Origin of the sequence: Sphingomonas sp. Leaf339 (genome assembly GCF_001426195.1) — a bacterium.
GTDB lineage: Bacteria > Pseudomonadota > Alphaproteobacteria > Sphingomonadales > Sphingomonadaceae > Sphingomonas.
The window spans coordinates 149151-161693 of sequence record NZ_LMRS01000056.1 but is presented as its reverse complement, the minus strand read 5'-3'; the positions used below and the strand labels follow the sequence as shown (position 1 = coordinate 161693).

Here is a 12543-nt window from a genome sequence, read left to right as displayed (position 1 = left end):
CGGCTTTGCCGCTCCCTTCCTCTCCCGATGGGAGAGGAAGGGATGCGAGGTTACCGACCGAGCAGCACGCGAGCCTGCGTTGCCACCTGTGCCAGCATGGCCGCGCTGGGCTGGGTCGCGGCGCGGGCGCGGGCGACCATTGTGGTGAATTGGTCGGTGCGGGCGGTGTTGTCGGCCAGCCATGCCTCTACTGCCGCCAACGGATCACCCTCGGCGCGACGGGCAAGGAATTCGAGTCGCAACTGCTCGAAATCGCGCACTAGTCCGGCGACGAGCAGCCGTTCCCATGGATCGCCGGGCGCCAGCCGCGTCGCCTGCGTCTGTGCCCAGTCGATGCCGAGCGCCTGCCCGAGCCGGGTATAGGCGCGGGTCAGCGCCGCCTCGTCGACGCCCAGCCGCACGCCGAGATCGGCAAGGCCGACCGCCCCGTCGAGGTCGAACAGGCGGACGACGCGGGCGATCAGATCTTCCGGGGCGCCGATAAGCCGCAACTGGTCGGCGATGCGGACACGCTGGGCGCGCACTTCGTCGAGCAACAGCGCATCGATCTGGCGGTCAAGTTCGGCGATGCCACCCGCCAGCCGGTCGATGACCGTCTGGATCGGCGTGCCGGGGGTGGTGACCCGCAGCAGGTCGGCAATGTGCGAACGGGTGAAGTGCGCGACCTCGTCGAACAGCGCGATGCGCGCGGGTTCGGCCATCGGCGTCGTCTCGATCGCCGCCCAGAGCGCGTCCAGCCCGAACAGTCGCTCGGCGACCGCGAACATCGCGGCAATGTCGGCTAGATCGACGCCTTCCTCCTCCGCCAGTTCGAAGGCAGGCAGGATACTGAGGCGATTGACGACGCGGTTGGCGAGCTTGGTCGCGACGATTTCGCCGCGCAGGCGGTGGTCGTCGATGGCCTGCGGAAACCGTTCCTGCATCGCGGCCGGGAAGGCAGCATGGAGATCAGGTTTCAACGCAGGGTCCAGGCCAAGGCCGCTGGTTTCGATCGCGTCCTGCAACGACAGCTTGGCGGTGGCGAGCAGTACGGCGAGTTCGGGGCGGGTGAGGCCCTGTCCCTCCTGCCCGCGACGGAGCAGGTCGTCATTGACGGCCAGCCCCTCGACCCGGCGATCGAGCCGGCCCGATGCCTCGAATATCTCGATCGCGCGGACGTAGCGGGGGACGGCGACGGCGCCGTCCGCCTCGGCGATCGACAGCGCCAGCGTCTGGAGGCGGTTATCCTCCAGCACCAGATGCGCGACGTCGTCGGTCATGCTGGCGAGGAAGGTGTTGCGATCGGACTCCGCCAGCCGCCCTTCGTTCATCTCGCGGTTCAGCGCGATCTTGATATTCACCTCGTTGTCCGAGCAATCGACGCCGGCCGAATTGTCGATGAAGTCGGTGTTGATGCGGCCACCGCGCGCGGCGAAGGCAATGCGCGCGGCCTGCGTAACGCCCAGATTGGCGCCCTCGCCGATGGCGGTGACGCGCAGTTCTTCGGCATCGACGCGCAGGCGATCGTTGGCGGGATCGCCGACCGCGGCGTTGTTCTCGCCGGCGGCCTTCACATAGGTGCCGATGCCGCCGAACCAGAGCAGGTCGGCAGGTGCCTTCAGGATCGCGGCGATCAGCGCGGTGGGTTCCAGTTCGGTCGCATCGATGCCGAGCGCGGCGCGCACTTCGGGCGTGATCGCGATCGATTTGGCGTTGCGGCTGTGGATGCCGCCGCCGGGTGAGACAGGCGCACTGTAATCCGCCCAGCTCGAACGGGGCAGCGCGAACAGCCGCTCGCGTTCGGCGAACGAAGTCGCCGTGTCGGGATTGGGATCGAGGAAGATGTGGCGGTGGTCGAACGCGGCAACCAGCCGGATCGCCTCCGACAGCAACATGCCGTTGCCGAACACGTCGCCCGACATGTCGCCGCAGCCGACGACGCTGATGCCGTCGGTCTGCACATCGACACCGCGTTCGGCGAAGTGGCGCTGAACCGACACCCATGCACCCTTGGCGGTGATGCCCATCGCCTTGTGGTCGTAGCCTTGACTGCCGCCACTGGCGAACGCGTCGCCGAGCCAGAAACCGCGTTCCAGCGCCAGCGCGTTGGCGACGTCGCTGAACGTCGCGGTGCCCTTGTCAGCGGCGACGACGAAATACGGGTCCTCGCCGTCATGGATGCGGACATGGTCCGGGTGGACGACGGCACCGTCGACGATGTTGTCGGTGATCGACAGCAGCGAACGGATGAAGATGCGATAGCTCTCTGTCCCCTCCGCCAGCCATGCGTCGCGATCGACCGTGGGGGAGGGAAGCTGCTTGGGATAGAAACCGCCCTTCGCACCGGTCGGCACGATGACCGCGTTCTTCACGCGCTGCGCCTTCATCAGGCCTAGGATCTCGACGCGGAAGTCGTCGCGCCGGTCGGACCAGCGCAGACCGCCGCGCGCAACCGGGCCGGCGCGTAGATGGATGCCCTCGACGCGCGGCGAATAGACCCACACCTCGCGCCACGGCACGGGGGCGGGGAGGCCGGGAATCAGGTGACTGTCGAGCTTGAACGCCAGCGCTTCCGATGCGGCGGGGGCATAAGCGTTGGTGCGCAGCGTGGCGGCAATCAGCGCGGTATAGGCGCGCAGGATGCGGTCGTCGTCGATCGCGGACACGGCGTCGAGGCCCTCGGCGATCGCGGCATCGCACACCGTTACGTCATCGGAGGCGGCGGGATCGTGCGCGACGGCGAAGCGGGCAACGAGGGCACGGGCCACGTCGGGCGCGCGGCGCAGCGCATCGACGACGGTGGTCAGGCCGTAAGGCAGGCCGGCCTGACGCAGATACCGGAACCACGCGCGCAGCAGGACCACGGATTGTGGGGCCAACCCGACCTCGACGATCAGGCGGTTGAATTCGTCATTCTCCGCCTGTCCTTCGAGCACGGCGGCGATCGCGCCTTCCAACACGGCGGCATCGGTGTCGGCGGCGGCGACTTCGACGACGAAGTCATGGACGAACGCATCGCCGGCATCGCGCAGGCGAGTCGGCAGTTCGCCGATGACGCGGAAGCCGAAATTCTCCAGCACCGGCACCGCGTCCGACAGGGCGAGCGCTCCGCCCAGCTTGTACACCTTTAGCTGGCGGTCCTCGCCCGGCAGCGGCGGCAACAGGCGCACGCCGCGCGCTTCTGGTGTTTCCAGTGCGGCGAGGCGCAGGATGTCGGCGGCGGCTTCGTTCGCGGTGGATACGTTGCGGTAATTCTGCGGGAAGGCGGCGGCCCATCGTAGCGCCAGGCGCGCGGCGCGCGCGGCCGACGTCGTCTCGGTCAGGGCCGCTTCGACATCGGGCACCCAGCCGCGCACCATCCGCTCCAGCCGCTGCGCTAGCGGGGCGGCGTCGGGCACCGCGCCACCGGCCTCACGCGGATCGAGCATGTAGCGGAGGAGGGCGACCTGCCCATCCTCCAGCGCGATCGACCAAGTCAGTACCTCGGCATCGGCGGCCTCGGCCAGCATCTCACCGATCGCGACGCGGCGGCTGGTGGTGACGTCGTCGCGCGGTAGCCAGACGAACGCGTTCAGATGGCGGCCGAGCGGCGCCCGCACGAGCGCCAGAACGGGGCGCGGGCGATCGGCAATCGACATCGCGGTCAGCGCCAGTTGCTCTAGCTCGGCCGGATCGAAGCCGGCGACCAGATCGTGCGGCAGAGCTGTCATCGCGTGGGTCAGCGCCTTGCCGGTATGGCCGCCGGGATCGAAGCCGAACTTCTCCTCCAGCGCCGCCAGCCGCGCGCGCAGCACGGGGACGGTCCGCGGATCGGCGGCCAGCGCGGCGCTGGTCCACAGCCCGGCATGGATCGACAGGCCGGTCACGCGACCCGCCGCCATCACCGGCATCACGACCAGATCGAGCGGTACGGCGCGATGGACGCGGCCGACGAGGTTGGATTTCAGCAGCAGCGGTGCCTGACCGCCGCCTTCGTACCAGGCCAGCGCCAGCCGGCAGGACGCATCGGCCAGGATCGGCCGCGGTTGCGGATTGCGGGCGATGCCGAGTGGCGCGGTGAAGCCGGCTTCGGGTGTCCAGACCTGATGACCAAGGAACGTCAGCTTGCCGTCGAGGAACCAGCGCAGCAGTGCGGCGCCTTCACCGGACCACAGCGCGTCGGCATCGCGTGCCATCGCCTGCTTCAGCGCGGCCCAGTCGGCCACCGCAACGCGTACATCGGCCAGCGCGGCTTCCAGGCCGGCGGTCAGATCGCGCCGGTCGCGCGCATCGGCGCGTTCCAGCTCCAGATAGATCATCGATTCGGGCAGCGGCCCCGCACCGATCGTGATGAGCGTACCATCGGCGTCGCGCGTGACAGGGACGACGGGGTGGATGATGCGATGGATCGCGATGTCCTGACCAGTGATCGCCGCCGCGACCGAATCGACTAGAAATGGCATGTCGTCGTTGACGATCGCCACCCGCATGCGGCGATGGGCGTCGTCCGCCGCGATCAATTCCAGCGCGACGGCGGCATGGCCAGGTACGCGCGCGGCGGCGGTGGCGGCGACGAATCGCGCCGCGCTCTCCACCTCAACCGGGCCGAAATCGCGCAGCTCGCCCGGCAACGCACCCTTGGTCAGCCGCGCAGCAAGCGCGGCAGCTTCTTTGTCCATCTCCATGGGGCGGTCCTATGCGCCCGGCGGCAGGTCATCTCAAGGCCTGACCTTTTCAGGGCTTGTGAGTGACTGCCGTCCGGTCTCGTGTCTTGAGAGCGCGGGCCGCCAGATCATGGTCGGCGATGCCCGCAACGATATCGAGCACGCCATCCGCGCCCATCCGCGCGACCAGCACCACTGCTTCGCCCGTCGCAGCCTCCATCGCCAACGGCAGGCGGGCAATCACCGGCCGCTCGCCCAGCGTCGGGGCATGAGGCGCGGTGCTGGCGGGGCGGCGGGCCTGACGTTCGGCCGCCACGATCGCCTTGATCCCGCCCTCGAACCCGTCGAGGAAGGTCGGCAGGCGGCCGGCGGCGATACCATGGCGGCGGGCATGGCCCAGCACCGCGGCGAATTCGGTCAGACGTGTCTTGTCGTAATCGGGACCAAAGACCAGCTTCACCATCGGCGTCATCGGCGCGCGCGGCTGGATGGTCAGGCCGGCCTCGGTCACCAGACGCAGATACGTCTCGCGATCGTCATCGGCGGCCAGCGAAAAATCATGCGCGCGTCCTAGCGCCCGGTACAGCGCCGACCGGCTGCGCGTGTCCGCCGCGCGCACCGCCGCCGCCGTTTCACGGGCCATCATCAGCGCGTCGGCGAGCGATCCGGTCATGGCGAGATCGGCATGGCCGATCGCCGCCGTGCCGCGGTCCGCATGGGGGCCGTCCGCCCAGGCCGATGCCTCACCTGCCCCGCGCGGCCCGGCGAGGACGGCGGCACCCAATTCGGCATCCAGGCGTGCCTGCACGACCGGATCGGCGACATCCTTCCAGTTGATGACGCCATAGATATGATCGATGCCGCCGCCGTCGGCCGCCGCGAAGGGCATCAGGATGCCGCGATACAGCGTCGTGCAGCCGCGCAGGCTGATGAACTCCGCCTCGAACCCGATCGGCGCACGGTTGGCGATGATCTGCAGATAATGATCGGTCAGGCGTGACAGCAGCGATCGACCCGGCACGTCGGCAACGCGCACGATATCGCCATCCAGCCGGCATTCGTCGCGCAACTTGCTGCCCAGATAGCCGATACCCGGATCCCTTACGTCTCCGGCGAAGTCGAGCAGCACGCCGTGCGCGCCAAAATCGGCGACGTTGCCGGGATCGAGGTCGTCAATCGATGGAAAGGGGCGACCCTTTAGCAACGACACCCAATGATTATAGGCACGCACATGCATCCGCCGCTCGTCACCGCCCACGTCGAACAACGGTTCGTCAACCGTCGCCTCGGTGCCGGGATCGGTCAGGACTTCATGGTCGTCCAGGCCGTGCCGCATGTCCATCGATCCGTCATCCCCGTATTCTCGTGAACGTGATTGTGGACCCTGCGCAGTAAACGATGGGTAAATCGCGGGCAGGCGCTTGTCAGGAACCGCCATCGCTGATAATCGCCGCCGCCTCGACCCGGTACGACCGGCGCTCGGGCCGCTTTAGCTCAGCTGGTAGAGCATCGCATTCGTAATGCGGGGGTCACAGGTTCGAGTCCTGTAAGCGGCACCATACTAAGTCACTACAACTGCGCGACTTATCGGCCAGATGCGTTGGGTAAGTCTGATGGTTTAATCATTTTGGTATCGCGATGGTATCGCGAGTTCGCGGCTTACGTTGATGACGCCATGAACGTGCCCAGAAGGCACTACGCGAAAGCTTGCCTTTAAGAACAGCTGTTGCGAGTGTGAAAGCGGTTAGGATATTGGCTGCGAGCTTGTCGTAACGGGTGGCGACACGGCGAAAATCTTTCAGACGGCAGAAGACGTTCTCGACCAAGTTGCGTCTGCGGTATCGCTGTTAGTCGTAGCGGATGGTTCCTTTGCGATTATGGCGTCCGAGGATGACTGGAACAGCACCTGCCGCACGGAGCGAACGGCGCACGCTGTCGGCATCGTAGCCTTTGTCGCCGAGCAGGTATTGCATTCGACCGCCGCGTTCGAGAAGGGCGGGCGCGGCTTTGATGTCGCTGACGTTGCCCGGTGTCAGCATCAGTGCATAGGGACGGACGACATCGGTGAGCGCATGGGTCTTCATGGTCCAACCGCCCCCGGAACGCCCGATCGCTTGCGCGAGGCGCGCCTTTTCGCGCCGAACGCCGCACGCGAGATCTTGAAACACGTGCTGTCGATCGCAATGCTCTAGTCACCACGCCCGCATCGACCAGCGCCGCGAGTAATTGCAGCCAGAACTCGCGCTGCGACCAGCGGCTCGAGTGGTTATAGATCGTCGTCGACGGACCGTATTGCGCCGGGCAGTCGCACCACCGGCAGCCTATCTTCAGTACGTTCACGATGGCCGAGATCACCCGCCGGTCATCGACACGCCGACCCCAGGCTGGTTCTTCGGCAAATGCGGCTGGATCGCCGCCCACGTTTCGTCCGGCAACCAGAACAACGCCATCTACCGCCTCCATCGTCACGCCATCGGTGAATTAGGAAGCTCCGCAAAGATCAATGGTCTGATTGGGTTGAGCTCTAGAACGACCGCAGCTTTCGCGAGTAAGATCTTGAATCTCCGGCGATCTTCGTTCTGAAACGATTTTGGTGTAGAAGATTACCTTGTAAGGTATAGTCATGACGAATCGAGATATATTGGCTGGGGTGGCGTTGATGTCATTTGTTAAACTTCCAGCAGTGACAAAACCGGTGCAGAATCCGCTAGATTTTGCAATCGTAGTTGGCATAGATCATTATACGCAAGGTATTCTGCCCTTAAACGGCGCCATAAATGACTGCGACTTGTTTTGCCGGTGGCTCATGGATCCTGGCATGGGCGGACTTGACTCTGAGAATATTACATATCTAAGATCCGTTGCAAATAATTCCGAGCCGATCCGCAGTCAGGTTGAGGATAGACTTACGTTGTTCTTTGAGCAGGCTGACTCGAGCGGCAATCCATGTGGACGGCGGCTTTACCTGTTCTTTGCCGGACATGGCCTCGTACCGCCGCCGCCCGACACGAGTGGCTGCGCTCTAGTCATGGCGGATGCGCGGGCGACGCTATTGCGCGGCCTGCTCGGCTTCAGGGCGGCGGACGCCATGCGCATGACCGGCCTGTTCCATGAGGTCATGCTGGTGATGGATTGCTGCGCGGAGGTATCCGGCCAATCCGAGCTCGCGTGCTTCCTACCGCGTTACGGCGACCCCACTCTGGCAGCTCGTCCCTTCACCCACATTCAAGCCGCCCAGTGGGGTGCGTCCACGGCCGAGCGCATGCTCGACGATCCCTTCGACTCCTCCGCACCGAGGCTCTGGCAGGGGGTGCTGACGAACGCCCTGCTCCGAGGGCTCACCACCGCGGCGGATGCCAGCGGGGTGGTGACCGCGGCCTCGTTGAAGCAGTTCCTGGAGGCAACCGAGGTGGGTGGCCCCAAGATTGAGCATTCCAACGGCGCGGCGAACGACGTGATGTCGTTCGGAGCGGCGGTCGGGCTGACGGTCGACATTGCTCTCAGCGGCACTGCGACGCGATTCCAGATTCGCGAGGGCAACAACTTCTCCGTCGTCATCCCCCCACGCGCGGTCGCCCCGGTGCGATTGGCTCCAGGACAGTATCTCTTCGACGCTCTCGATCCTCAAGGCACTGTGACGAGATCGGTGCCGGTCTCAGTTCGCGAAGGTGGCACTCATGTCCAGCTTTGATCCCCGCCCTCCCGAGGCATCGGTGCCGGGGTCCGATCCCCTCGCGCCGCAAGTCATGCTGAGGATCGAGGCCGTCACCCCCTTTACTGAGATCCGCGTGCTAGACGCGCAGTTCAAGCCTGTGATCTTGCCGGCGAATACAGGTGCGGTGGACGTCTTGGTGACTCCCGGCCTTTACGAGATCGGCTTCCGCGGGCGAGAGGATTGGGATAGCCAGCACGTGATCGCTGAGCCAGGCAGCGCAATCATACCCGTCAAGCAGCAAGCCCCCGAGCCGGCCGCAGAAAGTATGCCTGCAGCCCCGCCGACCGCCAGCGGCGCGGCGCAGCCAGCAGATGCGACGGTAGTGGTGGTCCTGACCCGGCCGGACGAGGGCGACCTCGTCGGCCTCTCGGTCGAGCTAGTGAGCGCAGATGGCGCTCAGACGCTCGTGCCGGACATGACGCCCGAGCGGAGCGGCAACTGGTGTTTCCCGGCTACGGCGGGCTATTGGCGCTTGCGCATTAACGAAGCGGCCGCGCGGCAGCCCTTCGAGATGGCGATCACGGTCGTGCCGGGCTATGTCGCCCAGGTCAGCGCACCGCTGCTCTCGGGTGTCGAGGGGCTGCGGGTCGATCTCGAGAAGCTACGCTTCCGCCTCCAGCGCCAGACACTGCGTTCGACGGCCGACCAGGAGCTGATCGGCTTCGAGGAGGCCGCCCTCGCCGCGATAAGCAGTGGACGTAGCCTGTTCGGCCCCCAATTCGAGCAGCTGATCGAACAACTCGCTGGCGACAACGCGGCCAATCCAATGCTCGGCGTTCTCGCCGCGCACATGTGCGAGCTGGGTATGGACAGTCACTCGGCGTTTCGTGAGAGACTGCTCGACCGGCTCGAACAGCTGACCGGGGGACCGGGAGTGCATCCTGACGTCGCCATCCTGCGCCTCAGCTCCGCCGTGCGACTTGGTGGCGTGAGCGGCCCGAAGACGCCGGTACTCTTCCCGCCCATCCTCGCCGCGAGTTGGCGTATGCTGCTGGAGGCGACACGGCAATGTCCGGAGCTGATACCAGCGGGATCGCTGTGCGACCGGATCGCCGATCGCCTCTGGTCGTCGCGCATCTGGACAGCATGGACGGCGCCACCGCTCGACGCGAAGCCGGTCGCGCGCGCCCGTTCGATCGGTGTCGGCGGTAAGATGTCCGCTACCGGAGAAATCGATACCTACGGCAGCAGGATTATCGAGCTGCTGGCACACCCACAGATCCGCCAGTGGTTCCGGCACGCGAGTAGCTACGAGGGCGGCACTGCCGAAGGACTTGCTTGGGAAAGCAATGCGGTGACGCCTGCGGAGGCTGCGATAGCCACCGCGTTGTTCCCCGTCGCCAAGACGGAAGAGCGTCAGCCGATGCTGGAGAGATGGGTGGACCGGCTGGCAGCTCAGTCGGGAGACCAGGCGCACGCCAGTCCGTCGTTGATGGGTGAGCGGCTCGGCCTGCCACAATCGACCGTCGAGCGTGCGCTGGGCAGCCTTGCCGACAAGCTCGACGCTCAGGCCAGCATGTTCAGGATCAAGTCCTGACGCCCCATCCGAAGGAGACCCTCAATGTGCGGCACTGGAGAGTTCGAGGCGGAGCCGGCCGTCAGGGCACTGAACGACGAGATCGCCCACCTGAACATCCTCGTGGCCCGGCTCGAGGCTCAAATAGCCGCCCCGAGTTCTTTTCCGCGTCCTAAATTTGGCGAACCGCGGGCAGCAGTGGCGCCAGGCGAAGAGGAGCCTGAGGATGACGAGGTCGCCGACGGTCATCGTCGCGTCGACGAGATCGTCGCGGCTGCGCCACAAGCGCTGCAGGACCGGATGAGGAGGTTCGCTCGCTCGATCGTGACCGATGGCGAAGTTGCCCGCAAGGAGCGGCGACCCCGCACTGCCTCTCAGAACCTGCGCGTTGTGGGTGGCGACGTCGTCCCGCCTGGTGGTTTCCTAAGCTGTGTGTGCGTCGGTATCCCTGACTGGGGTTGCAGTGGAGTGCTGGTTGCGCCTCAGGTGGTCCTCACCGCGGCACACTGCGGCCACGCGATCGACCGCATCATGGTCGGCGGCACGAAGGTGCTGCCGCAGCTATCCGCCGATGCGCGCGTGATTGAAGTCAGCAAGGCCGTCGTCCATCCGCACTACATCGCCTCGCCGGAGAGCTGTAACGACATCAATGTCTTGATCCTCAAGTCTCCGGCACTCGTGCCACCCGCGCGGCTTGCGACCAGTGAGGAGACCCTCGCCGCGCAGACGTTCGAGGTCGTGGGTTTTGGCTACAATGATCCCAGCAAGCCGCTTGGCTTCGGGACCAAGCGGCGTGCCACCATCCCCGGCGAGGCCGTGATGGCCGCGGCGGACGAGGACCTCGGCAAGCTGCCGAAGGTGCTCGGGTTTCATCCCGACTATGAGTTCGTATGCGGCCGCAAGTTCCTCGGGATCGATAGCTGCAATGGCGACAGCGGTGGCCCAATCTACATCTCTGTTGACGGCAGCTTCAAACTAGCAGGATTGACGAGCCGAGCCACGAGCACGGCTAATGAGCAATGCGGCGATGGGGGAATCTATGTGATGCCGCAGAGGTTCCTCGACTGGATAAATGAGGTGGCTGCCTGCGCCGGCGTGCAGCCTTTACCGAAAGGGCAGATAGTCTAGCTGTCCGCAAGACTTGTGCTAGCTATAACATAATTAATCGCATGTTTCAGCTTTTGCATTATCTCAATGCGAGTTTTTCAAATTTTTGTCTTTGAAGTAAATTTAATATCACTGATGATCAGATGTCTTTCTGCGGAAATATAGAGGGGGTTAACTTGCTGACACCTAAAATTAGGATAATAGCCTTATCAGCTATTTGCTGCACGTCGGGGTGCGCGACCCTTTACGACGCCAGGCGCGATACGAACGCTACGGCCGTTGCCAAGGCGTTCGATGACGCCGCGCCAGGCCCCTACTTCGAAAAGATGCGTGAGAGCTACCGAGAAGCAGCGGCTCGGGAGGAGGCGACCGTCGTCTCGCTTAAGCGCACCGAACGCGACAGCGAGGTCATCAACGCCGTCGCGCCGGTGAGGATCGGTGAGGATGAGCAGGCGGTGATGGGGGGCGAAGCCACTCCAGTCGGCACCGCCCCGTTTACATCAGCCGTCACGAACCAGATCGGCGCATTGGTGTCGGGATGTGCTTCATCCTGCCCGTCGCCGTCCGCGATGGACCTGATCCGCTGGCGGGCGGTTGCCGGGCAGCGCGTAATACTGGCTCGCGTCGCCAAGGATCAGGTCGACGCCCCTCTTCGGGAGTTCGTTGGCTCGCGCGGACGGATCGGCGAACTGATGAGGCGGGTCGCCGCTGACGTCGCCGAGCAGAAGGGCGCTGAGGCCCAGGCGAAGGCTATGAAGGTGGAGATCGCGGCGCTGGACGCGAAGGCGGAGGCGCTGCCCCGTGCGCAATTCCTTGCGGACGTCGCGAAGCTGCAGAAGGAGCTTTCGGCGCTAGATCTGCCAGCCGCAGCCAAGGTGGCTGGCTTCGAGGAGCTTGGCTCGAAGCTGGACGATCTACTCGCGGTCGAACTTGACGCCGCCGTCACGGAAGCAAAAGCTGGCGAGGCCGATGCCAAGGACCCCTCGAAGACGACCAAGCGCGCCCAGGCGGTGCTCGAGTTGCTGGGTGCGACAGAACAGCTGGTGCTGGCCTACCGGGATCTGCCGGCTGCCGACCGCGCTTCCGCGCTGCTCATCGCCAAGGCGGCGGCTCAGCAGCAGTTCGACGTCGCCAAATTGAATGCAACGCTTGCGGGCGACTTGCTCCAGGTTCATCGGCAGGAACTCAGCGCCCGAAGCACTGAGCTTTCCCGGCTGGCCGAGGCAGGTCTCGCGTTGCGCAGCGTACGTGGTCAGAGCGCCAAGGGCGTGGTTGCGCTCGGGCGGCCCGACAGAATCTGGTACACTCGCGCCTTGGTCCAGTACGGCGTCGCCACCTCAAACGGGAGGTTGGTCTTCGACCGACTGGATCGTCGCGAGGCGCAGCTGCAGATGGCTTACCGGATCGACCTGGCCGATCGCACCGCAACCAACCGCCGCGCGCTGATCGCGCCCGCGATCGAGCAGATCAAGGCGGCTGGATCGGCGGGCATCAAGCCAGAGCTGATAGCGAACCTGGCGGGTCAGCTCGGCGTAACCACCTCCATCCTGGTGAATTGAAATGCGGAACTCGCTCCTAGCCCC

The 12543-nt window shown here is 65.2% G+C and carries 6 protein-coding genes, 1 tRNA gene and 1 pseudogene; 5 read left to right on the top strand and 3 right to left on the bottom strand.

Going from position 1 to position 12543, the window contains the following annotated elements:
- Nucleotides 1-50: 50 nt before the first annotated feature.
- Nucleotides 51-4643 (bottom strand): NAD-glutamate dehydrogenase, encoded by a 4593-nt coding sequence (locus ASG67_RS16220; RefSeq protein WP_056532250.1) that lies wholly within the window; start codon nucleotides 4641-4643, stop codon nucleotides 51-53.
- A 49-nt stretch (nucleotides 4644-4692) separates the two neighbouring features.
- The gene (locus ASG67_RS16215) at nucleotides 4693-5958 is read right to left on the bottom strand and encodes a hypothetical protein (protein ID WP_200940818.1); all 1266 of its coding nucleotides are present in this window, start codon (nucleotides 5956-5958) and stop codon (nucleotides 4693-4695) included.
- A 147-nt stretch (nucleotides 5959-6105) separates the two neighbouring features.
- Between ASG67_RS16215 and ASG67_RS16210 the strand changes: the two genes are divergently transcribed.
- Nucleotides 6106-6181, top strand: a tRNA-Thr gene (locus ASG67_RS16210).
- Between the two features lie 159 nt (nucleotides 6182-6340).
- Here ASG67_RS16210 and ASG67_RS18565 read toward each other — a convergent pair.
- Nucleotides 6341-7072 (bottom strand): annotated as a pseudogene (locus ASG67_RS18565) (IS5 family transposase); the annotation flags it as partial.
- 173 nt (nucleotides 7073-7245) lie between these two features.
- Here ASG67_RS18565 and ASG67_RS16195 point away from each other — a divergent pair.
- The 4 genes from ASG67_RS16195 to ASG67_RS16180 all read left to right on the top strand — a co-directional run bounded on the left by ASG67_RS16195 (nucleotide 7246) and on the right by ASG67_RS16180 (nucleotide 12519).
- A complete protein-coding gene (locus ASG67_RS16195) occupies nucleotides 7246-8313 on the top strand; it encodes a caspase family protein (protein WP_156460878.1) in 1068 nt (355 codons plus the stop codon).
- Entirely contained in the window at nucleotides 8300-9874 is a 1575-nt protein-coding gene (locus ASG67_RS16190; protein ID WP_156460877.1) for a hypothetical protein, read from the top strand. The genes ASG67_RS16195 and ASG67_RS16190 overlap by 14 nt, the downstream gene beginning before the upstream one ends.
- 24 nt (nucleotides 9875-9898) lie before the next feature.
- On the top strand, nucleotides 9899-10981 hold the full coding sequence (locus tag ASG67_RS16185) for a S1 family peptidase (RefSeq protein ID WP_056532242.1): 1083 nt from the start codon (nucleotides 9899-9901) through the stop codon (nucleotides 10979-10981).
- Between the two features lie 155 nt (nucleotides 10982-11136).
- A complete protein-coding gene (locus tag ASG67_RS16180) occupies nucleotides 11137-12519 on the top strand; it encodes a hypothetical protein (RefSeq protein ID WP_156460876.1) in 1383 nt (460 codons plus the stop codon).
- Nucleotides 12520-12543: the final 24 nt, after the last annotated feature.

What these genes read in the sequence shown, in the direction of transcription:
- ASG67_RS16195 (WP_156460878.1), top strand. Translation starts at nt 7,246, where the DNA reads ATGACGAATCGAGATATATTGGCTGGGGTGGCGTTGATGTCATTTGTT.
- ASG67_RS16190 (WP_156460877.1), top strand. Translation starts at nt 8,300, where the DNA reads ATGTCCAGCTTTGATCCCCGCCCTCCCGAGGCATCGGTGCCGGGGTCC.
- ASG67_RS16220 (WP_056532250.1), bottom strand. Translation starts at nt 4,643, where the DNA reads ATGGAGATGGACAAAGAAGCTGCCGCGCTTGCTGCGCGGCTGACCAAG.
- ASG67_RS16185 (WP_056532242.1), top strand. Translation starts at nt 9,899, where the DNA reads ATGTGCGGCACTGGAGAGTTCGAGGCGGAGCCGGCCGTCAGGGCACTG.
- ASG67_RS16215 (WP_200940818.1), bottom strand. Translation starts at nt 5,958, where the DNA reads ATGCGGCACGGCCTGGACGACCATGAAGTCCTGACCGATCCCGGCACC.